This window comes from Aliidiomarina sedimenti (genome assembly GCF_003986955.1).
Classification (GTDB): domain Bacteria; phylum Pseudomonadota; class Gammaproteobacteria; order Enterobacterales; family Alteromonadaceae; genus Aliidiomarina; species Aliidiomarina sedimenti.
The window spans coordinates 47804-70713 of record NZ_PIPN01000002.1; the positions used below are offsets into that span (position 1 = coordinate 47804).

Genomic DNA, 22910 nt, shown 5'->3' on the forward strand with positions numbered 1-22910 from the left:
CAAACAGCAAAGGGGGCGAACTTCGCCCCCAATGTTTTATGGTTTATCCTGCGGCGATTACTTAATATCGCGCCAGTACTCTTTCTTCAGCAATATTGTCAGAATTAAGAAAACAATCAGGAAACCAATAACGAAATAACCCATGCGCTGACGCTCAAGGATCATAGGCTCGCCGGTGTACACCAGGAAGTTAGTCAGATCGAGCATCGCCTGATCAAACTCTTCCGGGCTCATTGTGCCGTTACCATCGGCGCGAATACCGACGTACACGTCTTTCATTTCACCATCAACCATACGCTGTTCTTCAACGCGGCGAGGTGTGCCCTGCAGCTCTTCGAGTACGTGAGGCATACCGACGTTTTCAAATACGTCGTTGTTAACACCAAACGGACGCGAGTCGTCAGCATAGAAAGAACGTAAGTAAGTGTAGATGAAATCTGCACCACGGACACGCGCAACCATGGTTAAGTCAGGCGGCGTCAGGCCAAACCACTCAGCAGCAGCATCGCCGTCAATAGCAGAGGTTTTATGTCCGCCCGGCTCGTTGGTGAATTGCAGCAACTCTTCGCCCAGTTCCTGAGGAATATCCAGGTCATCAAAGGTACGCGAGTAGCGCTGATACTGCATTGAGTGACACGCCAGGCAGTAGTTCATATAAAGTTGGGCCCCACGCTGCAGTGACGCCTTGTCACTCAGGTCGTGGTCCGCGCGATCAAGCGGTCCGCTGTAGCCGGCCGCAAATGCGACCGACGGAAGAAGCAGAGCCAAGGCTAGAAGAAAACGCTTAATCATTTCGTAACCCTCTCTGGCAGTGGCTTAGTGCGCTCGTTTTTGCTGTAGAACCACATCACAATAAAGAACGCGAAGTACAGGAACGTAAAGATACGCGCCATAATAGTGTACACATCGGTTGCTGGCTTGACGCCCAGATACCCTAGCGCAATGAAGCTGATAACAAACACGGTCAGGTTCACCTTGTGCAAGGTACTGCGATAGCGGACCGAACGTACTTTACAGCGGTCCCACCAAGGCATCAGGAACAGGAACACGATGGCCAGGAACATTGCGATAACGCCGAATAATTTATCCGGGATAGCACGCAAAATTGCATAGAATGGCGTGAAGTACCAGACAGGTGCAATGTGCTCCGGTGTTTTCATTGGGTCGGCAGCCTGGAAGTTAGGCGGCTCAAGGAAGAAACCTCCCATCGTCGGCGCAAAGAAAATCACCCAGGCAAACAGAATCAGGAACCCTGCCAGACCTACCAGATCCTTAACCGTGTAGTACGGATGGAACGGGATAGCATCGACAATGTCTTTCTTCGCTGTGTAACGCTCGTGGAATTCAAACGGCGCTTTCTCGTCGTCTGGCACAGACCCTTTTGGTTTCTTAATGTCGATACCGTCTGGGTTGTTCGAACCTACTTCGTGCAATGCAATCAGGTGCAGGAACACCAGAATTACCAATACCAGCGGTAAGGCAATTACATGCAAGGCAAAGAAACGGTTCAGTGTGGCACCGGAAATAACGAAGTCGCCGCGGATCCAGGTCGTCAGTTCTTCGCCGACGAACGGAATTGCACCGAACAGCGAAATAATAACCTGCGCCCCCCAGAACGACATTTGTCCCCAGGGTAACAAGTAGCCCATAAAGGCTTCTGCCATTAGCACAAGGAAGATGAGCATGCCGAAGATCCACAGCAATTCACGTGGACGCTGGTATGAGCCATACATCAGACCACGGAACATATGCAGATAAACCACCACGAAAAACGCGGAGGCCCCGGTTGAGTGCATATAGCGCAGCAGCCAGCCGTAATCGACATCACGCATGATGTATTCGATTGAGGCAAAGGCGCCGTCGGCACTCGGGTTATAGTTCATGGTTAGCCAGATACCGGTCACGATCTGGTTTACCAGCACAACCAGGGCCAGTGAGCCCATGATGTACCAGAAGTTAAAATTCTTTGGTGCCGGATATTGCGTCACGTGCAGCTTCAGCGAGTTGCTGAAAGGTATACGTTCGTCTATCCAGTTCATAATACGTGACATTATGCAGCCCCCTCGTCTTCACCAATCAAAATGGTGGCGTCGTCGATAAAGTAATATGGCGGTACGACAAGGTTGGTTGGTGCGGGAACGCCCTGGAAAACACGCCCGGCGATGTCAAACCGCGAACCATGGCAAGGGCAGAAAAAGCCAGAGTCAACGCCGTCCATATCACCGAAATTACGCGGCAGAAACTGTGGAGAGCAGCCTAGATGAGTACACACACCGACCGCGACAAACCACTCAGGGTCAATCGAACGATGTTTATTCTTAGCGTATTCAGGTTGCTGCGGTTGTTCCGACTCGGGGTCGCGGACTTCGTCATCAGTCAGGCTTAACGATTCCAGCATTTCCGGGGTCCGACGAATAACCCAAACAGGGCTTCCCCGCCATTCAGTTCTGACCAGCTGGCCCGGCTCTATCTTGTCGATCTTCATTTCAACAGGAGCCCCGGCGATACGCGCGCGCGCACTCGGGTTCCATGAAGCAATGAAAGGCACGGCAGCAGCGACAGCTCCTGCTCCACCTACAACAGAGGTAGCAACAGTCAGGAACCGACGGCGGCCTTTATCTACAGGCGCATTGCTCATCCATTTATCTCCAGTTTTGGACGCTTGACGGAGGCATCCGCAGCGAAAAACTAATTTTATTGTGACAAATTTATCAAGCGTGATGATAAAGAAAAGCCCTACCTTTTACAAGGCTAGGCACCTCTTTATACGTGCTTAATCCGTTTTCTTCTTGGTGATTATCAGGTCTCCACAAGAATTGGGGAACCGGTGGTACTGGTCAATGTCGTTGCGCGCACCCTTTACTCTGAGGCAGGCTCCACGGTAAACCGGGTCAGGCCTATTAGCTGCCCCGAGTCGGTAACCACCCGTACCTGCCAGTTGCCTTCCGCGTTCACCGGGAAATTAAGCTTATGAGTCCAGGCGCGGTAGCCCTGGTCGCGGCCGCCGACGATATCCACAGTAATACGGTCAACCTCGTTGCCATTTAGTAACCACAGGTGGTGAATGCGTTCGTTGAGACCTCGTGGGGCCCGTACCGCTGTCCAGGCAAAGAGCCCATCGCGGTGAAGACTGGCCACGTCGATGTTTCGAATACTGTCCCCGGGAACCCGTTGTTCACGATCCATTTGCTGCGACAACGTGATTTCTGTCATGCGCAACGACGCCGGCGGGATCCAGCTGCGTATCTGCCAGGCGCCCGTCGCCATCACAACCAGCATCAAAGATATCAGCGGCAAGCGCCACCAACGGCCGCTGGGTATGAATCCCTTAAGACTGGGTAGACTGAACAACAAGGCTAAAACCAGCGCGAGTATCAGACTCTGGCCCGTATCCAGATTGAGTAACAGAGGGTTAACCACCAGCAGCACGGCAAAAAGAGTGAGCGCATGAAAGGCAACAAACAGTCCGCGCTTGGGAGCCAGCCAGTTGTAATAGATAGGATCTATAAGGGAGATAAGCGCGCAGGTAATAAGTAACAGCGTAAATACCAGCTGACCGTGATTCCAGGTGGTTGCCGCCAGAAAAAATGGAAGGGTAAAAAAGAGACTTTCCTGGTGCACCATCTGGGTCGCAAACCGCATCACTGCAGGGGGCATTTTGAAGCCAAAACGCTTGATAATACCCAGTCGCAACCAGCGCTCCAGAATAAGCCATGCCCAGCTAAGCAGCATCAGCAACGCTATGACCTGTGCCAGTGATTCATTGCGCTCAACCAGAAAAAAACTGGCCAGCCCGGAGGCAAAACCGAACGCTGCCATTAAGCCGGGATGGTCCTGAACCAATGTTGCCAGACGGGTAAGCAGGTTTAGCAAGGCAGCTTTAACTGATTTCATTTAAATTTTCCGGATGCGGTCACTTACTTGGTACTCCTGATGTTGCAATATACCACCTGCAAGCGGTGAGCAAAACGGGCACAAAAAAACCGCGCCGAAGCGCGGTTTTTGTAGAAGGTCCAGAAACCCGGGCGACTTAACGCTTCGAGAACTGTGGACGCTTACGTGCTTTATGCAAGCCGACTTTCTTACGCTCAACCTGACGCGCGTCACGAGTAACATAACCCGCTTTACGCAGTTCAGGGCGTAGTGATTCGTCGTACTGCATCAGTGCACGAGTAATACCGTGACGGATTGCGCCCGCCTGACCAGTCGTACCGCCACCTGTTACAGTGACGTAGAGGTCGAATTTCTCAGTCATTTCTAACAGCTCTAGCGGCTGACGAACAACCATGCGAGCCGTTTCGCGACCGAAGTATTCTTCCAGAGTACGCTGGTTAATTTTGATGTCACCGCTACCTGGACGCAGGAAAACACGTGCAGTCGAGTTTTTGCGACGACCGGTACCGTAGTATTGATTATCTGCCATTTTCATCTGCTCCGTAATTAAATATCAAGGGTTTGAGGCTGTTGAGCAATATGGTTATGCTCAGCACCTGCATACACTTTCAGCTTACGGAACATGGCACGACCCAACGGACCACGTGGCAACATGCCTTTTACCGCGCTTTCGATAATCATTTCAGGTTTTTTAGCCTGCAACTTATCGAAGCTGATCTCTTTAATACCACCCGGGAAACCGGTGTGTGAGTAGTACATTTTGTCAGTGGTTTTATTACCAGTAACAACAACTTTCTCAGCGTTTACAACGATGATGTAATCACCAGTGTCAACGTGCGGCGTGTATTCAGCCTTGTGCTTGCCACGCAGACGGCGAGCGATTTCAGTGGCCAGACGACCAAGTGTTTTATCAGTGGCGTCTACCACGAACCAGTCGCGTTTTACGCTTTCTGGCTTAGCTACAAAAGTTTTCATGACTTTTAATTACCCAGTTTAATAAGTTCCACAACATGACATATTCCGGGCTTCCCCGCGAAATGCCAACATATATAACGGCTTGCGACGCCCCTTTCGGGTTTTATCGCTACCGGTAACGTGGGCTGGCGCGGATTATACACGCACCAAGGCTAGTTTTTCAACAACGATCGCACGTCAAATTCAAGATTCAGGCGCGGGGCTTGAATGTTGAATTACGCAAGGTGCTCGCGAGCGAGGTATTCGTGCGACTGCATCTCCTGCAGACGGCTGATACAGCGTTTAAATTCAAAGCTGAGGCGGCCGCCGCTATACAACTCTTCCAGCACAACTTCGGCTGACATAATCAGCTTGACGTGGCGCTCATAGAACTCGTCGACCAGGGCAATAAAACGGCGGCTGATATCATCATTCTTTTCGCCCATCTGGCGCACATTGGCCAGCAACACCGCATGGTAAATACGGGACAGTTCCATGTAATCATTCTGGCTACGCGGCCCACCACACAACACGTCAAACTCAAACATAGCGACGTCATCGGCTTCCATGCGGGTCGCAATTTCACGTCCATTCACCACAATCGGTTTGCCGGTAGAATGCGCCTGATGGTCTGGTGCCAGTTGCTTAAAGTAGGTGACCAGGTTCTCATCGGCGTCATCATCCAGTGGCGAATGGAAAATTTCGGCCTGGGTCAGGGTACGCATTCGGTAGTCAATCCCGCCATCCACGTTGACCACCTCACAGTGAGCGTTAATCAGCTCAATGGCCGGCACAAAGCGTTGCCGTTGCAATCCGTTCTTATAAAGATCGTCCGGCACTATGTTTGACGTGGCGACCAGCACTACGCCGCGCTTAAATAGCTCCTGCATCAGGGTGCCCAGAATCATCGCATCGGTAATATCCTGCACAAAAAACTCATCGAAACAGAGCACCCGTGCTTCCTCAGCAAACTTGTCTGCTATTAGCGGCAACGGGTCAGAGCGTCCTTTAAGTTGCTTCAGTTCATCGTGTACACGATGCATAAAGCGATGGAAATGGATGCGCATTTTACGTTCAAACGGCAATGCATTGTAAAAGGTATCAACCAGATAGGTCTTGCCGCGTCCGACGCCGCCCCAGAAGTACAGGCCCTTCACTTTCTCCGCCTGACCGCCACCGAAAACATTCTTTAACTTACCCAACAAGCCATGTCGTTGAGGCTGTTCGGTGGCCAGCAGGTCATCGTAAAGACGTTGTAAATGGTTGACTGCGTTTTGCTGTGCCGGATCATGGCTAAAACCATGACTACTAAGGTCTCTTTGATATAATTCTTTGGGTGTCATCACTGCGCTTACCACTGCCAGATTGAGAAAAACCCACTATCGTGTCGGGCAAAGCATGGTATCATAATCCAATATAAATTAGCATTTTCGGGAGATGTCATTATGGATTGGCTCATTGGTTTGCTGCTGGTTGTCGTCGGCGCTGTCATCGGCTTTTTCGCAGCTCGGTACTATCTTTCTTCTCATTCTGACTCTGCCCAGCTTGAAGCTCAGGTAGCGGCAAATAAAGAACAGTTTGACGCCTACCGCAAAGATGTCTTCGAACATTTTGAAACGGCGCGGCAATTAGCTGAAGACCTGAATGACACTCAGACTAAGCTCAATGCGTTTCTGAGTGACAGCCAGCAACTGCTGCAACAGGAAAAAGAATGGCAGCAGCCATTGCCATTTTTCTCTGCCGACACTATCCGTCAATTGCGGGCTGCCAAGGCGCTCGACAACGACCAGGCGCATCCTGATCGTCCGGGTGATGCAGCACCCCGTGATTATTCTGAAGGTGGCAGCAGCGGACTGTTTCGTAATGACGAAGACTACTCGTCCCGCGATCGTAACTAATTTCACCTCTTGAATTAAAAAAATCCGAACTTATTAATAGCTTCAGCAGTCTCTAACTTCGATTCCCTTGTTGTTAATGCTGGAGCTATAAAACCATGAAAAAGCTTGTGCTTTTATTTCTTGCAGCAAGTGCGCTGGTACTTACCCCTGCGCATGCGCAAATTCCGTTCTCTACCAATTCAAAAGAAGTTCCTACCCTTGCCCCCATGCTGGAGCAGGTTACACCCGCGGTGGTTAACATCTCCGTCGAAGGAACCCGCGTCACGCAGCAGCGCCTGCCTGATGCCTTTCAGTTTTTCTTTGGCCCTAATGCGCCGCAAAATGGCACCCGCGAACAGCCGTTCCGCGGCCTGGGTTCGGGGGTTATTATCGACGCCGAGGCCGGCTATGTGGTGACCAACAACCATGTTATCGATGAAGCCACCGATATCACTGTAACGCTTAAAGACGGCCGCCAGTTTGCTGCCCAGGTATTGGGTCGCGACGAGCAAAGCGATATTGCCTTATTAAAAATAGACGATCCCGATAACCTCACCGCGATCGCGATTGGCGATTCCGATGACATGCGGGTTGGCGATTTCGTGGTCGCCATTGGCAACCCATTCGGACTCGGTCAGACCGTCACCTCGGGCATTGTGTCAGCGCTCGGTCGCGGTGGTTTCGGCTCCGATCGGCTGGAAAACTTTATTCAAACCGATGCTGCAATTAACAGCGGCAACTCGGGCGGTGCCCTGGTCGACCTGCGCGGCAACCTGATTGGTATTAACACCGCCATTCTTGGTCGTGCCGGCAACATAGGGATCGGCTTTGCCATCCCCTCAAGCATGATGAACGACCTGGTCGCCCAGATAATCGAGCATGGAGAAGTGCGCCGCGGCATACTGGGAGTCCGGGGCGGCAACCTGACTCAGGAGCTGGCAGATGCTCTCAACATTTCCCGCACCCGTGGGGCCTGGGTCAGCGAAGTCGTTGAAGACGGTGCCGCTGCCAAAGCCGGCATCGAAGCAGGTGATGTGATTGTCAGTCTCGACGGCCGGCCATTGCATTCGTTCGCTGAGTTAGCGGCCAAAGTTGGCAGTATGGGAGCGGGTCGCTCGGTAACCCTTGGACTACTGCGTGACGGCGACGAACTGGAGGTAACGGTGGAACTGGAAGAGCACAGCGTCGAAGCCGTCGCCGCCTCGATGCATGCGGCATTGCAAGGCGCGCAACTGAGCACCCTCGACAACGACCAGGGAGTTCGTATCAGCGCCGTTGAGGACAACACCCCGGCCCACCAAATTGGCTTGCGCGAGGATGACATTATTATCGCGGTCAATCGCCAGCGGGTTACCAGCGTCGGCGAACTTCGACGCCTGTTGGACAATGCACAAGGTGTTATCGCTATGCATGTCCGCCGGGGGTCCAGTACCCTGTATCTGGTCTTACCCAATTAAGCCCACAACGGGTGATGAAGAGGCGGCATTTTAGCCGCCTCTTGCTTTACTTCACCTGTTCGAAATTGCTCAGGAATGCTAGTATGTTCAATTATCTAGCGACTAGCCGATTGAGACCACAACCGCATGAGTAAAGCAGGTGCCAACGTACTCCAACTTTTTATTAAGCCAGCCCTGATGGGCTTGCTTGTCGCTGCTGTTGTGCTCGCTGTACTGTCTTACCTGAATTCCGATCCCCAGCCGCGGATGACCCCATCAAGCTCCGTTGCTTCGTATGCAGATGCGGTGACAAAAGCATCTCCGGCGGTGGTTAACATCTACACCCAGTCTCTTCGCCAGGGCCCCTATGACCCGCGGCCGCGTAATTCAGTGCGGCTTGGATCAGGGGTAATAATGGATGATCGTGGTTTTATTCTGACCGCCAACCATGTCGTCTCGGAAGTGGATGAAATCCGGGTTGCGCTGCAGGACGGACGTCTGCTGGCCGCACAAATGGTTGGCAGTGATCGGCTGACCGATCTGGCTGTACTTCGAATCGAAGCCGATAATTTACCGGTCATACCGCAGAATACAGACCTTCAGCCACGAGTCGGTGATGTAGTTCTCGCCATTGGTAACCCCTACAACCTGGGCCAGACGGTGACCCAGGGGATTGTGTCTGCAACCGGGCGAATTGGTCTTGCTGAGCGGTCCCAGGGGCTGGGTAGTGGTTACTCCGACTTTATTCAGATGGATGCCGCCATTAATGAAGGCAATTCCGGTGGTGCTTTGGTCAACTCCGCAGGCGACCTGGTCGGTATCAATAATGCCTCCTATCAGTCGCAGTTGACTGATCAGGGCACCAGCGGGATATATTTCGCGGTTCCCTATCAACTGGCTTATCGCATCATGCAGCAGATTATTAGCGAAGGCCGTGTGGTTCGTGGCTACATCGGGATTACTGCTGAACAGCATTATAACTCGATCCAGGAAGCTCGCGGCTTGCTGGTCAGCGCCATTGACCCTGAAGGCCCCGCTGCGGAGGCAGGCATTGCTATCGGTGACTTTATATACGCAATTGGTGGCGAGCCCATTCAGTCGGTGAATCAAGGTTTAGACTTAGTCGCCGAGACCCGCCCCGGTGAGCTGCTGGAAGTTCAGTTTTACCGCGACGTACGCCCAATGGTCGCGCAAGTACAGATTGAGCGCCTGCAACATCAGTAAAACCCCAGGCGACCAATAAAAAAAGGGCCTAATGGCCCCTTTTTTTGCGCGCTGACGTCAGATATCTTCGTCTTTCTCGCTTTTATCCATCTTAGCCCGTTCAATATCGGCGCCAAGACGACCCAGCTTATGTTCTATCTCTTCATAGCCACGGTCGATATGGTAAATTCGCTCGACCTCAGTAATTCCCTCAGCCACCATGCCGGCGATAACCAACGACGCCGATGCTCGTAAATCGGTACACATCACCTGAGCGCCAGTCAGTCGGTCAACCCCGGTACATATAGCAGTGTTGCCTTCCAGATCGATCTCGGCGCCCATACGTCGCAATTCAGGCACATGCATAAAGCGATTTTCAAAAATGGTTTCACGAATAAACCCGGTGCCACTGGCAATACTGTTAAGCGCCGTGAACTGTGCCTGCATGTCAGTTGGGAAAGCTGGATGCGGCGCCGTGACAATATTCACTGCCTTGGCCCGCCCCTGACTGCGAAGCTCTATCCAGTTTTCGCCGCGCTCAATCTGCGCACCCGCTTCGGTCAGCTTTTTAAGTACCGCATCCAGCATCCGTGGATCGGTATCGGTGCAGCGCACGTGGCCTTGTGTTGCCAGTGCGGCGACTAAAAAGGTACCGGTTTCAATTCTATCCGGCATCACTTTATAACGACCGCCGTGCAGGCGTTCAACGCCGTGAATCTCTATAGTATCCGTCCCGGCGTTGCGTATATCAGCGCCTAAGGTATTCAGGAAACGGGCTAAATCAATAACCTCAGGTTCGCGAGCCGCATTTTCAATCACGGTCACACCGTCGGCCAGAGTTGCAGCCATCATCAGATTCTCGGTGCCGGTCACACTCACCGTGTCCATCAGCAAATGCGCACCGGTCAGACGACCGCTGGTGGTCGCTTTAATGTAGCCGTTTTCGACCACGATGGTCGCACCCATCTGGCGTAAACCCTGGATATGAAGGTCGACCGGACGTGCACCAATGGCACATCCACCCGGCAAGGAGACTTCTGCGTGTCCACATTTGGTCAGCAGAGGACCCAGCACCAGTACAGATGCACGCATGGTCTTAACCAGCTCGTACGGCGCCACGCAGCCATGCTCACGGCAGGCCCGAATACGGTAGCTGTGTTCGCCTTCGCGTGTATGGGGGATTCCCAGTTGGTGAAGAAGCTCAAACGATGTTTCAACGTCCTGAAGACGCGGTACATTCTCAATGATGACATCGTCTTCGGCCAGAATGGCGCCTAGAATAATAGGCAGGGCTGCGTTCTTAGCGCCCGAAATTGCAACCTCACCCGACAGGCGATGACCGCCACGAATAACCAGTTTTTCCATAGCTATTTTTGCTGCCTTATGATGGTTGATTAAGCAGCTTATCGCGCCGCCACTGTTCCGGCGTGTAGGCCTTAATACTTAGTGCATGAATGCTGCCATCTGCAATGGCAGCATTCAAGGGGGCATAGATCATTTGCTGTTGTTTGACCCGCGGTACGTCCGCAAATACGGCACCGACTGCAATAACCTCTACATGGCTACCATCGGTCTTAACAAATACATCTTCTAAATCAATAGCTTCGCGTAATTTCGCGGCGATTTCCTGGGCGTCCATGACTGCAGCCTCAATATACTGACGTTAACAAATAACGCTTAGCTTATCGAAAGCAGCTCCTGAACGCCACTGACCTCAGCGAATTGTTGCAGTTGTTTGTTTACATGGCGTAAAGAAAGGGTCTGTTTTTTCATCTCCAGTTCGGAACGCAGACGAATCAACAACGCCAGTCCGGCTGAGTCAGCGTGGGCCACACCTGAGAGGTCAAGAACCACGTCTGTGCCTGTCGGTACCCAGTTTTTACGGTCTGCCCAGGCTTTAGGAACCGAGCCGCGGTCGAGATCGCCACTAACGGCGACCTCATTATCCCGGCGCTTAAATGAAAGCTCTTGTGTCATCAGCTTTACCCTTAATTTTCGCGCTGGCTAAACAGGAATTGGCCGATTAACTCTTCCAGTACCATCGCTGAGTTGGTGTTCATGAAGCTATCACCGTCTTCCAGCATCATAATGCCGTCGTCAATAAAGCCTGGTTCCACACCAAGATACTGCTCGCCTAGCAGACCAGAGGTTAGCACGGAGACCGTCGAGGTTTCCGGCAGCGCGTCATAGTCAGTACTAATCTGCACTTCGACCACAGGAACATAGTACTCACCTTCAAGGTAAATACGGCTGACCCGCCCTACAGTGACACCACCTATTTTAACCGGCGAACGTACTTTCAGACCGCCAATGTTGTCAAAGGTCGCACTCAGCGTATAGGTAGAACCGCGGGTAATATCGGTGTTACTTGCCACACGCAAGGCCAGGAATACCAGCGCCACAATGGTAGCGGCGACAAATACACCGACCAGAATTTCAGTTTTTCTCGTTTCCATTACTCACAATCCACTTTAGTTAACTAAACATAATCGCAGTCAGGACAAAGTCGAGTCCTAAAACCGCCAATGACCCGGTCACCACCGTTGAAGTCGTCGCTGCGCTAATGCCAGCGGACGTAGGTTCAGCGGTATACCCTTTATAAAGCGCTATCCAGGTTACTACGAAGGCAAATACCAGACTTTTTATAACGCCATTCATCACGTCGGCACGCCAGTCTACAGACGCCTGCATAACCGACCAGAACGCACCGTCGTCTACGCCAAGCCATTGCACACCAACCCAGTACCCGCCGATAATACCAACCGCCGTAAACATCAGCGCCAGCATCGGCATGCTGACAAACCCCGCCCAAAAACGCGGAGCGACCACACGTCGCAGCGGGTCCACAGCCATCATCTCAAGGCTGGAAAGCTGTTCGGTGGCACGCATCAGACCAATTTCGGCGGTCAATGCAGAGCCAGCGCGTCCTGCAAACAACAGTGCAGTCACCACAGGCCCCAGTTCACGCAGTAAGGATAGTGCCACCATCGGCCCCAGCGCCTGCTCTGCGCCAAAGTCGACTAAAATGGTATATCCCTGAAGCCCAAGCACCATGCCGATAAACATGCCCGAAATAATGATAATGAGCATCGACTGGACACCCACCACATACATCTGGCGCAGGAAAAGCGGGAACGACTTAGCCGGTTGCGGTTTACCGATGATCGACTGCAGTAGCATGATCAACGCAGCGCCCATACCACTGAAAATATCCAGGCTAGAACGCCCGAGTTTCGCCAATTTATCCATCTATGCTTTCCTCGCCATCAAATCATCCAAATAATCAGGCGCCTGATAATGAAACGGCACCGGCCCGTCCGGTTCCCCTTTGAGGAACTGTTGGACCAGCGCAGAATCATGATTCATCAATTCTTCTGGCGAGCCTTCCGCGACCACCTGCATGTTAGCGACAATCACTACGTGATCAGCAATTCCCATGGTTTCATGAATATCATGCGACACCACGATACTGGTTAAGCCCAGTGTTTCATTCAGCGACCGGATTAATTTCACAATCATTCCCATCGAAATCGGATCCTGCCCGGTAAATGGTTCGTCGTACATAATCAGTTCAGGGTCGAGGGCAATAGCCCGCGCCAGCGCAGCGCGTCTGGCCATACCGCCGGACAGTTCACTCGGCATCAATTGACCAGCACCACGCAAACCAACCGCCTGCAATTTCATTTTGACGATGGTATCGATGAGTTCCTGCGACAGCTTAGTGTGTTCCTGGATAGGAAACGCGACGTTCTCAGCCACCGTCATATCGGTAAACAAGGCACCGCTTTGAAACAGCATGCTCATGCGTTTACGCACGTCATACAGACGCTGACGGCTTAATCCCGGGATCTCTTCACCGGCAAACTGGACACTGCCGCTGCGCGGCTTCAACTGACCACCAATTAAACGCAGCATGGTTGTTTTACCACAGCCGCTCGGCCCCATGACCGCGGTAATTTTACCTTTGGGCACCCGCAGGTTAACCCCTTTATATATTGGCGTAGCACCCCGGTAGAAGTGTACATCCTTAATTTCGACTAAATTTTCCACGTTGCAACCCTTTTGCAGAGGGGGAATCCAATGAGACGCCCGTCAGGCCATTCACTTAATCGACATACGCCCGAATCGCGTTAACAAAGCGTTCACGGTCGGCCGGTGAGCTGTCAACCATACCCAGTTGCTGCATAAGGCGTTCGCCCAAGACCGCAAAAAAAGCGATCCGTGCTTTATCACCGCCCATTTCACTCTGATCAAACTTCAGCAACAGATCATTGAATCGGCCGCGCATCGGAGACAAAAGATCACGATTATTCGATGCTGCACAAAGCACGGCACTATCCAGTGCCAGCTCATCCTCGCCATCAGCGTTTGCGCCTGCGCGCACGTTGGCCTGAGCCATGATAAGCGCCTTTATTTCAGCGTCAGTGCCACTGAACTCGGGCTGGATTGTTTCCCGCAGTTTCTCGCGACTATCGAGCAAACGCTCCATCATCGCCAGCACCAGTTCGTCTTTACTGGCAAAATGGTATAGCAAACCACCCTTACTAATACCAGTTTCCTCGCTTAACCGGTCAAAAGTCAGCTGGGCAGGTCCCTGCTTTTTCACCAGTTGCTCGGCTGCCACCAGAATAAAGCTACGCTTGCTCGGGCGACCGCCACGCGGTTTGTCATTCATAGTTGTTTCTCCTCAAGATTAGCCCGAGTGTAACAAATACCGTCTGCATGGTACATAAATAAGTTGTAACAAGATGCTGCCGTTGAAAAGTGACTTCAGAAGCAGCAGTGATATACTGTCGGCAAGAGCTAAACCCGTATTATGGTTACAACATCAGGAAGCTTATGACTGAGCAAGCGGATGAATTTATTCGTCAGGGATTGCGTGTTCTCGATATCGAGCGCGAAGCGATCAATGACATTACCCCCTCCATCGACCAGAATTTTGTTCATGCATGTCAGGCCATGCTCGGCTGCAAGGGTCGGGTCGTGGTAACTGGCATGGGTAAGTCTGGCCATATCGGCAGTAAAATAGCCGCCACCCTGGCCAGTACTGGGACCCCCGCCTTTTTTGTCCACCCCGGCGAAGCCAGCCACGGCGACCTCGGTATGATCACCGCTCAGGACGTGGTTCTGGCAATGTCCAATTCCGGCGAAACGCAGGAAGTGGTGAGTATCATTCCGGTCATTAAACGCCTGGGCCTGACCCTGATTTCGATGACCGGCAATCCCCAGTCCACGCTTGCACGCTCTTCGAACGTGCACATTAACGTGGCGGTGCAAAATGAAGCCTGCCCACTTGGGCTGGCACCGACGGCCAGCACGACAGCCGCCCTGGTGATGGGCGATGCGCTGGCTGTAGCGTTACTGAATGCCCGCGGTTTTACCGCTGACGACTTCGCTCTGTCGCACCCGGGTGGTAGTCTGGGCCGCCGTCTGTTATTACGGGTCAGTGACCTTATGCATGCTGGCGAGCGCTTGCCTAAAGTTGAGCAAAAAGCGTCGATTAAAGATGCATTGCTGGAAATTTCACGCAAAGGGCTTGGCATGACCAGTATTGTCGATGAGCAGGATGTTTTGCTGGGGGTGTTTACGGATGGTGATTTACGCCGCATTCTGGATCTTCAGGTCGACTTGCACGAGACCAGCATTGCCAGTGTGATGACCGCGCGTTGTATTACAGTAACCGCCGACACGCTCGCCGCCGAAGCACTTAAATTAATGGAAGATAAAAAAATAAATGGTCTGATTGTGGTCAACCCGCAGCAGTGCCCAATTGGAGCCTTTAACATGCATGATTTATTACGCGCAGGAGTGCTTTGATGGTCAGTACCTGGTACGGCGATATTTCAGAGACCCTGTGGCAGCGCTTTGCATCCGTGCGCCTGCTGATTTGCGATATTGACGGCGTCTTTTCAGACGGACGCATATACCTTGGTAACCAGGGGGAAGAGCTGAAAGCTTTCCATACCCGCGATGGTTTTGGCGTGAAAGCGCTGTTACAGAACCAGGTCGAGGTTGCCGTCATGACGGGCCGTCAGTCCACAATTGTGGAATCGCGCATGCAGGCACTTGGTGTCCGGCATATTTATCAGGGGCTCAGCGACAAGACAGTGGCCTACCAAGAATTAATCCAGCAACTCTCACTAAACGATGCTGACGTAGCTTATATTGGCGACGATGTGCCCGACCTGGCGCTCATTCAACAGGTTGGACTTGGTATCGCCGTGCGCGATGCCCACGCCAGCGTGCAACAGTCTGCTAACTACGTTACCGCGCTCCCCGGTGGGTTTGGTGCGGTGCGCGAGGTCAGCGATCTGATTCTGTCGAGTCTCGGCCGGCTTAATCAATACATGGGTAGCAGCGAGTGAACTGGCGCGTCAGCTTTATTCTGGTCAGCATTGCTATTGCTCTGCTGTTTTTATTCTGGCGCCCATTTTCTGAGCCTGAGGAGACCCTGCCGCAGCTTGATCCCGCTGAATTGCAGCCTGACTTCGTGGCAGAAGGCTTGTTTACCCGTATATTCAACCCGGACGGTGAGCTACAGCATCGGATTGAGTCGACGCGAATGGCGCATTTCAGCGTTATCGGCCTGACTGAACTCAGCAATCCTGTGTATATCACAACTATCCAGCGTGACGATGGCGTGACCGAATTATGGCAACTTCGCGCCGATCGAGGGAACTATTACGATGACGAACGCCTAATCCTGGAAGATAACGTTCGCATTACCAACGAAGATGAAACATCGTTTATCCGGGCCATAGAAACCGAGTATCTGACTATCAATACAAGCACCCAGGTGATCAGCACCGACCACCCCGTGCGTATTTATGGTCCACAATTTGAAGTGCAGGGTCAGGGCATGCGTACCAACCTTGAAAGCCAACAACTGGAGTTGACCGAACATGTGCAAACTGTCTATTTCCCTGAGCGTCGCTCTCAGTAGCCTGCTCATCAGTGCCATTGCCTGGGCCGATGTCGAGTATGATTCTCAGCAACCGATTAAGGTTGAAGCTGATCATGAAGAACTGGACTTACGTGCCAACCGCTTAACGTTTCGCGACAATGTCATTATCGCCCAGGGAAGCCTTCGGATTACCGCCGATTTACTTGAGGTAGAAGGCGATAACGATGCCGAACTCGGCCAGGGTGAAGTATTTGTGGCCACAGGCTCACCGGCCACCTATCAACAAACGGTTGATGAAGGGGTCACGGTCAACGCACATGCCAATGAAATTCGATTTGATTCCCGTCGCCGGGTGCTGACCTTAACTGGCAATGCGGAGATGCGCGAGAGCGGTAATCAGGTAACGGCCGAGCGTATCACCTACTACGTCGACGAACTGAGAGCGACCGCCGAACGCAGTGAAGACAGTGACGAACGCGTGCGCAGTATTTTCCAGCCCCGTTCAAATAATTCATCACAAAACGAGCAAAATAATGGCGATTCTTAAAGTCGAGCATTTAGCCAAGAGCTACAAAAAGCGTGCAGTGGTTAAAGATGTCAGCCTGCAGGTAGAGGCCGGCCAGGTGATAGGTTTGCTGGGCCCCAATGGCGCTGGCAAAACAACAACCTTTTATATGATCGTTGGCTTAGTGAACAACGACAAAGGCCGTATCACCCTGGATGATCAGGACCTTACGCTGCTGCCAATGCATGCCCGTGCACGGCTCGGTATTGGTTACCTGCCTCAGGAATCCTCGGTGTTTCGTAAGCTAAGCGTTCGCGACAACATTATGGCTATTCTGGAAACCCGCAAAGACCTTAGCAGTGAGCAGCGCGAAGAAGCCTTCGATAGTCTCGTCGCCGAGTTTAATATCGGCCATATCGTCGGCAGTCTCGGTATGAGTCTTTCTGGCGGTGAGCGCCGCCGGGTGGAGATAGCGCGCGCCCTGGCCGCCGAACCCAAATTTATTCTGCTCGACGAGCCGTTTGCCGGGGTCGACCCTATCTCTGTGATTGATATAAAGAAAATTATCAATCAGCTGCGCAACCGGGGCATCGGGGTGTTAATTACCGATCATAATGTAAGAGAAACCTTGTCAGTCTGCGAGCGTGCCTATATTGTCAGTCAAGGAGAGTTGATTGCCTCTGGTTCAGCCCAGCAAGTTTTGGCAAATCAGCAAGTTAAGGATGTCTACCTGGGTGACCAGTTTTCGCTATAAGTAAAAATTATGAAGCAAAGTCTGCAGTTAAAACTTGGCCAGCAACTTACCATGACCCCGCAACTGCAACAGGCCATTCGCCTGCTGCAGCTTTCCTCGCTGGACCTGCAACAGGAAATCCAGGATGCGCTGGACAGCAACCCACTGCTCGAAACGGATGCTGAAGATGACCCGCACAGCGAGTCTCTCGATGACTTCCAACAGCAGGACGGTAACAGCAGCACAGCCGATAGCTCGGATATGGAAACCAGTGACGCCTTAGGTCAGCAGGATATTCCTCAGGACTTACCCACAGATTCCAGCTGGGACGACGTCTATTCTGCCAGCACGGCGCCCGCCAAAAGCAGTGTCAGTTCCGATGAAGACTATGTTTACCAGGGGGAAACCAGCGAAAGCCTGCAGGACTATCTGATTTGGCAAATGCAATTGTCGCACTTCAGCGATGAGGACGAGGCCATCGCTCAGGCTATTATTGATGCGGTGGATGATGCCGGTTATCTGACCATTGATCTGGACGAAGTTCAGGCCGCTGTGCAAAAAGATTACCCGGAAGTTACCGACGCCGAAGTGTGCATGGTTCTGAAACGCGTGCAGCGATTCGATCCCGTCGGCGTCGCCGCGCGCAGCGTCAGTGAATGCTTGCTTATTCAGCTCACTCAGCTTCCCGAAGACACCCCCATGCGCGCTGAAACTATGATGGTAATCCGCGATCATCTGGATTTATTGGCGTCGCGTGACTATCGAACTCTGGCGCGAAAGTCTAAGCTTAAAGAAGACCAGTTACGAGAGGTCATGCGCCTGATGCACCGGCTTCATCCACGCCCAGGTGAAACCGTTGTTCAGCGCGAGTCAGAGTATGTCATACCTGACGTATCAGTGTTTAAGCATCAGGGTCGCTGGGTGGTAGAGCTGAATCCTGACTCGGTGCCAAAACTACGCGTTAACGAAGAATACGCAGCATTGTCCAAGCAGGCCAAACGCAGCGAAGATTCAGATTATATTAAGCAGCATATGCAGGATGCTCGCTGGTTTATTAAAAGCATCGAGAGCCGCAACGAGACTCTGCTAAAAGTCACCAACGCGATAGTACACCGCCAGCAGGCATTTTTTGAACAGGGTGAAGAAGCGATGAAACCGATGGTTTTAAATGACATTGCAGATGCCATCGACATGCATGAATCAACGGTTTCACGGGTGACAACGCAAAAATTTATGCACACCCCGCGCGGTATCTTCGAGCTGAAGTATTTCTTTTCCAGCCATGTAAGTACCGAAGACGGTGGTGAATGCTCCTCAACCGCTATCCGCGCCCTTATCCGGAAGCTGGTTGCGACAGAGAATCCCGCAAAGCCACTGAGTGACAGTAAAATTGCTGAACTCATGGCCGAACAGGGAATCCAAGTAGCACGACGAACGATTGCGAAGTATCGGGAATCGCTCAATATTCCACCTTCCAATCAACGTAAGAGCCTACTTTAACGACGGCAACAGAAGGAAGATGTACTATGCAAATTAATTTAACTGGTCATCATGTCGAAATCACAGAGTCACTGCGTGAGTATGTAGACAACAAATTCGCCAAGCTGGAACGCCACTTCGATCACATTACCAACGTCCATGTGATTTTAAATGTTGAAAAGTTAACCCAAAAAGCGGAAGCTACCGTCCATTTAAGTGGGGGCGAGGTCTTTGCTACCTCGCAACATGAAGATATGTACGCTGCTATTGACGGGCTTATCGACAAGCTCGACCGTCAGGTGGTCAAGCATAAAGAGAAGATGCAACGTCATTAACTTATGCAATTAAATGAAATCCTTAGCCTGGACTGCACTCATTGTGCAGTCCAGGACTCTAGCAAAAAGAAATTACTGGAAACAATCAGCGGTATGGTGGCCCCTAAATTAGCTGGGATCAGTCGTGCCGATGTTTTTGACAGTCTCCTTCAACGTGAACGTTTAGGCAGCACCGGGATTGGTCTTGGTATTGCTATCCCCCACGGCCGCCTGGAAAAAGCAGGTAAACCGGTGGCAGTCCTGGTAACCATGGCGCATGCAGTCGATTTTGATGCCATCGATAACCAGCCGGTGGATATTATCTTCGCGTTGTTAGTGCCGGAAAATGAGCCAGAGCAGCATTTACGCACCCTGGCTGAGGTTGCTAAACGGCTTAATCAGAAAGAATGCTGCCGCGCGTTACGCAAAGCGACTACCGATCAGGAGCTGTACGATATTTTTCTAGAGGAAGGAAGTGCGTGCAATTAATTATTGTTAGCGGTCGTTCCGGTTCAGGGAAAACCATTGCCCTTCGGGTGCTCGAAGATCTCGGCTTTTATTGCGTTGACAACATCCCCATCAGCTTACTGCCTACTCTGGTTCACGCAGTGATGGATAAGTACGAATCCATTGCGGTCAGTATCGATGTTCGCAACCTCCCTTCCGATGAAAACGACCTGGTTGAGACACTCGAGTTTTTACCCGCCCAGACTAAAGCTGACATTCTGTTTATTGATGCTGCCGACGAAGTGATTATGCGTCGCTTTGGTGAAACCCGGCGTATGCACCCCTTGTCGCAGGGGAACATTATGCTGAATGACGCCATTGCGTTAGAGCATAAACTGCTTGAGCCGCTGGCCACCCGTGCCACCTGGCGCATCGACAGTTCGGCGTTTAGTGTGCATGAGCTCAGCGAACAGGTTACCGAGCGTGTACTGGGCCGCAAAATGAATAAGCTCATACTGGTTTTCATGTCGTTTGGTTTTAAACATGGCTTACCCTCAACTCTGGATACCGTGTTCGATGCCCGTATTTTGCCTAATCCGCACTGGGAACCCGAGCTAAAACCCTACACCGGCCTGGATGCACCGGTACAACGCTTCCTTGGCCAGCAACCGCTGGTAACCAAATTCGTTTATCAGGTAGAGAACTTTATCGCCACCTGGCTGCCTTATTTTCAGCGCAGCAACCGCAGTTACCTGACCGTCGGTATCGGCTGTACGGGTGGACAACACCGTTCGGTTTACATTGCCGAACAGCTTGGCACCTATTTTCGGACTCAGCACGAACAGGTTCAGGTCAAACATCGGGAACTGGAAAAGAAATGAGTGAAATAAGTCGCGAGATGATTATTCGCAACAAGCTCGGACTGCATGCCCGTGCTGCCACCAAACTGGTGCGCCTGGCGAATCAGTTCGATGCCAAAGTAACCCTCACTCAAGGCACCCAGGAAGTCGATGCAAGCAGTGTCATGTGCCTGATGCTGTTGGCAAGTCAGCAAGGAAAGAGCATTCGTGTCACCGCACGCGGCAATGACGCCGCAGCGGCTTTAGATGCAATCGAAAACCTAATCCAGAACCGCTTCGATGAGGCTGAGTAACAGCCCCATCAACAGCCCTCGTTAATTTCCCGCTATTGACATCTGCTCGACTAAAACTGAACCGGTTTGAATACCGTGCCGCGGATCAATGTCGCTCCCCACCGCCACCAGGTTCTGGAGCATGTGGTCCAGATTTCCGGCAATGGTCACTTCGCTGACCGGATACTGAATTTCACCATTTTCAACCCAAAAACCCGCGGCGCCGCGACTGTAATCACCAGTCACAATATTAACCCCCTGCCCCATCAATTCAGTAACCAACAGGCCACGTCCCATTTTCTTGCACAACGCGTCTAAATCGAGACCACTGTGTTGGACATACCAGTTATGGATACCGCCCGCATGCCCGGTGGGCTGCATACCCATCTTGCGTGCCGCGTAGCTGGTCAGTAAGTATGTGTTCAGTTCACCGTTGGTTACAATCTCGCGTGGCTCTGTACGCACACCTTCATGGTCGAATGCACTACTGGCGAGGCCACCCTGAACGTGCGGATCTTCACTGATGGTTAACCAGTCGGGTAATACCCTGGTCCCTAAGCGGTCGAGTAAATAGCTCGATTTACGGTACAGACTTCCGCCACTAATGGCAGCAACCAGATGGCCAAAAAGGCCATGTGCAACGTCACTGTGGAAAAGCACGGGGACTTTGCAGGTATCCAGGCTACGTGCGCCTAACCGTGATACGGTGGCTTCTACCGCCGCTGCCGCAACTTGCTGTGGGCTTTGCAGTAAGTCAGGGTTGCGCGCCAGGGTGTAGGCATAATCGCGTTCCATGACATCGCCTTCTTTCCCAATCAGCACACAACTCAGACTCTGTCTCGAGCTCATATAGCTGCCAATAAAGCCATGGCTGTTACCGTACACCCGGAAACCCGCATGGGAGCTGTAATTGGCGCCGTCTGAATTGACAATGCGCGGATCCTGGTCAAGCGCCGCCTGTTCGCAGCGCTTAGTTTGTTCAATGGCGTATTCAGGATCCATATTGGCGTCAAAGTACAACCCAAGCTCCGGATAGTCGTCCGCCATTAAGGCTTTATCAGCCAGACCGGAATACGGGTCCTCGGAGGTAAAACGGGCGATCTCATTGGCTTTACTGACCGCCGCTTTCACCGCATCAGGTTTCAGATCCGCAGTTGCCGCGGCACCTTTACAATGACCGCGGTAAACCGTAATACCGAGACTGCCATCCTGGTTAAATTCAACCGTTTCAACCTCGCCTAAGCGACTGTCGACACTAAGCCCCCGGCTTTGGCTCAACCCACACTCGGCTGCACTGGCTCCAAGCGATTTGGCAAACGCCAATGCTTCCTGTACGGCTTCCTGCGCCTGCTGCATGTCTGCCTGCAATAGTTTACGCTGATCGTTGCTTTGCCCTGACACCCGTTTCTCCTCGTCTAAATTCAATAGTTACAGCATATCATGTGTTACTATAGTTGGTGTTGTTTAGCCCTTCAGAAATCAATTGTTAGCATGTGCAAGAGAGTAAAAAATGGCCAACCCGAATCAGCCAGGTAATGAACCCAAAGCGGAACGCCCGAATAAAAGCCAAATCAAGCGTGAAATGGCAGCATTACACGATATTGCAGTCCGTCTGGTTGATCTATCCGATGGCGCGACTAAAAAAATGCCACTCAGTGATGAACTTGAGAACGCAGTGGTATTGGCCCGCCGTATTCGCAACACCCGGGAGGGTTACCGCCGCCAACTGCAGCTGGTAACCAAACTATTGCGAGCCAATAACCACGAAGAGATTTTACAGGCGTTAGACGGCTTGCAACGCAGCGGTGACCAGGAAAATGCCCGTTTCCACGCGTTGGAGCGCTGGCGTGACCGGATCTTAGACGAGGGCGATGACGCTATTCAGGGCTTTATCGACAACTATCCAGAGACCGACCGTCAGAAAGTTCGTCAGCTGGTACGTAAAGTAAAAAAAGAGCAGGCGGAGAATAAACCACCTGCTGCTTTTCGTGAGTTATTTAAATATTTACGCGAAGTTTCAGCGTAACGCTCA

General features: G+C 52.0%; 29 protein-coding genes. 14 read left to right on the forward strand and 15 right to left on the reverse strand.

Annotated features, from left to right (window positions below):
* Positions 1-57: 57 nt before the first annotated feature.
* From CWE12_RS04845 to zapE, 7 genes are all read right to left on the reverse strand, one after another.
* Positions 58-789, reverse strand: a complete 732-nt coding sequence (locus CWE12_RS04845; protein ID WP_126788952.1) for a cytochrome c1 — start codon at positions 787-789, stop codon at positions 58-60.
* The gene (locus tag CWE12_RS04850; protein WP_126788564.1) at positions 789-2051 is read right to left on the reverse strand and encodes a cytochrome b; all 1263 of its coding nucleotides are present in this window, start codon (positions 2049-2051) and stop codon (positions 789-791) included. The genes CWE12_RS04845 and CWE12_RS04850 overlap by 1 nt, the downstream gene beginning before the upstream one ends.
* On the reverse strand, positions 2051-2638 hold the full coding sequence (petA, locus tag CWE12_RS04855) for a ubiquinol-cytochrome c reductase iron-sulfur subunit (protein WP_126788565.1): 588 nt from the start codon (positions 2636-2638) through the stop codon (positions 2051-2053). Before petA ends, CWE12_RS04850 begins: the two co-directional genes overlap by 1 nt.
* 221 nt (positions 2639-2859) lie before the next feature.
* On the reverse strand, positions 2860-3894 hold the full coding sequence (locus CWE12_RS04860) for a DUF5924 family protein (protein ID WP_241984138.1): 1035 nt from the start codon (positions 3892-3894) through the stop codon (positions 2860-2862).
* 136 nt (positions 3895-4030) lie between these two features.
* On the reverse strand, positions 4031-4423 hold the full coding sequence (gene rpsI / locus CWE12_RS04865; RefSeq protein WP_126788566.1) for a 30S ribosomal protein S9: 393 nt from the start codon (positions 4421-4423) through the stop codon (positions 4031-4033).
* A gap of 17 nt (positions 4424-4440) precedes the next feature.
* Positions 4441-4869: a 50S ribosomal protein L13 gene (gene rplM, locus CWE12_RS04870; protein ID WP_126788567.1), complete on the reverse strand. Its 429-nt coding sequence runs from the start codon at positions 4867-4869 to the stop codon at positions 4441-4443.
* A gap of 215 nt (positions 4870-5084) precedes the next feature.
* Positions 5085-6191, reverse strand: coding sequence for a cell division protein ZapE (gene zapE, locus CWE12_RS04875; protein ID WP_126788954.1), 1107 nt, complete (start codon positions 6189-6191; stop codon positions 5085-5087).
* Between the two features lie 102 nt (positions 6192-6293).
* Here zapE and CWE12_RS04880 point away from each other — a divergent pair, with 102 nt between their 5' ends.
* From CWE12_RS04880 to CWE12_RS04890, 3 genes are all read left to right on the forward strand, one after another.
* Entirely contained in the window at positions 6294-6746 is a 453-nt protein-coding gene (locus CWE12_RS04880) for a Z-ring associated ZapG family protein (RefSeq protein WP_126788568.1), read from the forward strand.
* 95 nt (positions 6747-6841) lie between these two features.
* Positions 6842-8182 (forward strand): Do family serine endopeptidase, encoded by a 1341-nt coding sequence (locus tag CWE12_RS04885; RefSeq protein ID WP_126788569.1) that lies wholly within the window; start codon positions 6842-6844, stop codon positions 8180-8182.
* A gap of 126 nt (positions 8183-8308) precedes the next feature.
* Entirely contained in the window at positions 8309-9385 is a 1077-nt protein-coding gene (locus CWE12_RS04890) for a trypsin-like peptidase domain-containing protein (RefSeq protein WP_126788570.1), read from the forward strand.
* Positions 9386-9442: 57 nt separating this feature from the next.
* Here CWE12_RS04890 and murA read toward each other — a convergent pair whose 3' ends face one another.
* The 7 genes from murA to CWE12_RS04925 are packed head-to-tail and all read right to left on the reverse strand — an operon-like array spanning position 9443 to position 14039.
* Positions 9443-10729: a UDP-N-acetylglucosamine 1-carboxyvinyltransferase gene (gene murA / locus CWE12_RS04895; RefSeq protein ID WP_126788571.1), complete on the reverse strand. Its 1287-nt coding sequence runs from the start codon at positions 10727-10729 to the stop codon at positions 9443-9445.
* 16 nt (positions 10730-10745) lie between these two features.
* Positions 10746-11003, reverse strand: a complete 258-nt coding sequence (locus tag CWE12_RS04900) for a BolA family protein (protein ID WP_126788572.1) — start codon at positions 11001-11003, stop codon at positions 10746-10748.
* 38 nt (positions 11004-11041) lie between these two features.
* Positions 11042-11341: an STAS domain-containing protein gene (locus tag CWE12_RS04905; protein ID WP_126788573.1), complete on the reverse strand. Its 300-nt coding sequence runs from the start codon at positions 11339-11341 to the stop codon at positions 11042-11044.
* A gap of 11 nt (positions 11342-11352) precedes the next feature.
* Complete coding sequence (gene mlaD / locus CWE12_RS04910) at positions 11353-11820, reverse strand: outer membrane lipid asymmetry maintenance protein MlaD (RefSeq protein WP_126788574.1); 468 nt, start codon at positions 11818-11820, stop codon at positions 11353-11355.
* A 19-nt stretch (positions 11821-11839) separates the two neighbouring features.
* Positions 11840-12613, reverse strand: a complete 774-nt coding sequence (gene mlaE, locus CWE12_RS04915; RefSeq protein WP_126788575.1) for a lipid asymmetry maintenance ABC transporter permease subunit MlaE — start codon at positions 12611-12613, stop codon at positions 11840-11842.
* Positions 12614-13414 (reverse strand): ATP-binding cassette domain-containing protein, encoded by an 801-nt coding sequence (locus tag CWE12_RS04920; protein ID WP_126788576.1) that lies wholly within the window; start codon positions 13412-13414, stop codon positions 12614-12616.
* A 55-nt stretch (positions 13415-13469) separates the two neighbouring features.
* A complete protein-coding gene (locus CWE12_RS04925; RefSeq protein ID WP_126788577.1) occupies positions 13470-14039 on the reverse strand; it encodes a TetR/AcrR family transcriptional regulator in 570 nt (189 codons plus the stop codon).
* Between the two features lie 164 nt (positions 14040-14203).
* Here CWE12_RS04925 and CWE12_RS04930 point away from each other — a divergent pair, with 164 nt between their 5' ends.
* From CWE12_RS04930 to CWE12_RS04975, 10 genes are read left to right on the forward strand one after another with little or no spacing between them, the layout of a single operon-like run.
* Positions 14204-15181, forward strand: coding sequence for a KpsF/GutQ family sugar-phosphate isomerase (locus tag CWE12_RS04930; RefSeq protein ID WP_126788578.1), 978 nt, complete (start codon positions 14204-14206; stop codon positions 15179-15181).
* On the forward strand, positions 15181-15729 hold the full coding sequence (gene kdsC / locus CWE12_RS04935) for a 3-deoxy-manno-octulosonate-8-phosphatase KdsC (protein ID WP_126788579.1): 549 nt from the start codon (positions 15181-15183) through the stop codon (positions 15727-15729). The genes CWE12_RS04930 and kdsC overlap by 1 nt, the downstream gene beginning before the upstream one ends.
* Positions 15726-16307, forward strand: coding sequence for an LPS export ABC transporter periplasmic protein LptC (gene lptC, locus CWE12_RS04940; protein WP_126788580.1), 582 nt, complete (start codon positions 15726-15728; stop codon positions 16305-16307). The genes kdsC and lptC overlap by 4 nt, the downstream gene beginning before the upstream one ends.
* Entirely contained in the window at positions 16267-16815 is a 549-nt protein-coding gene (gene lptA / locus CWE12_RS04945) for a lipopolysaccharide transport periplasmic protein LptA (RefSeq protein WP_126788581.1), read from the forward strand. The genes lptC and lptA overlap by 41 nt, the downstream gene beginning before the upstream one ends.
* The gene (gene lptB / locus CWE12_RS04950) at positions 16802-17527 is read left to right on the forward strand and encodes an LPS export ABC transporter ATP-binding protein (protein WP_126788582.1); all 726 of its coding nucleotides are present in this window, start codon (positions 16802-16804) and stop codon (positions 17525-17527) included. Before lptA ends, lptB begins: the two co-directional genes overlap by 14 nt.
* A gap of 9 nt (positions 17528-17536) precedes the next feature.
* A complete protein-coding gene (locus tag CWE12_RS04955) occupies positions 17537-19006 on the forward strand; it encodes an RNA polymerase factor sigma-54 (RefSeq protein ID WP_126788583.1) in 1470 nt (489 codons plus the stop codon).
* Between the two features lie 26 nt (positions 19007-19032).
* Positions 19033-19320: a ribosome hibernation promoting factor gene (gene hpf / locus CWE12_RS04960; protein WP_126788584.1), complete on the forward strand. Its 288-nt coding sequence runs from the start codon at positions 19033-19035 to the stop codon at positions 19318-19320.
* Between the two features lie 3 nt (positions 19321-19323).
* On the forward strand, positions 19324-19788 hold the full coding sequence (gene ptsN, locus CWE12_RS04965) for a PTS IIA-like nitrogen regulatory protein PtsN (RefSeq protein ID WP_126788585.1): 465 nt from the start codon (positions 19324-19326) through the stop codon (positions 19786-19788).
* Positions 19779-20627: an RNase adapter RapZ gene (gene rapZ, locus CWE12_RS04970; RefSeq protein ID WP_126788586.1), complete on the forward strand. Its 849-nt coding sequence runs from the start codon at positions 19779-19781 to the stop codon at positions 20625-20627. Before ptsN ends, rapZ begins: the two co-directional genes overlap by 10 nt.
* Positions 20624-20899: an HPr family phosphocarrier protein gene (locus tag CWE12_RS04975; RefSeq protein WP_126788587.1), complete on the forward strand. Its 276-nt coding sequence runs from the start codon at positions 20624-20626 to the stop codon at positions 20897-20899. Before rapZ ends, CWE12_RS04975 begins: the two co-directional genes overlap by 4 nt.
* A 21-nt stretch (positions 20900-20920) precedes the next feature.
* Here the strand turns inward: CWE12_RS04975 and pmbA are convergent, their stop codons facing one another.
* Positions 20921-22246, reverse strand: a complete 1326-nt coding sequence (gene pmbA, locus CWE12_RS04980; protein WP_420836631.1) for a metalloprotease PmbA — start codon at positions 22244-22246, stop codon at positions 20921-20923.
* 142 nt (positions 22247-22388) lie between these two features.
* Here pmbA and yjgA point away from each other — a divergent pair, with 142 nt between their 5' ends.
* Entirely contained in the window at positions 22389-22904 is a 516-nt protein-coding gene (yjgA, locus tag CWE12_RS04985; RefSeq protein WP_126788588.1) for a ribosome biogenesis factor YjgA, read from the forward strand.
* Positions 22905-22910: the final 6 nt, after the last annotated feature.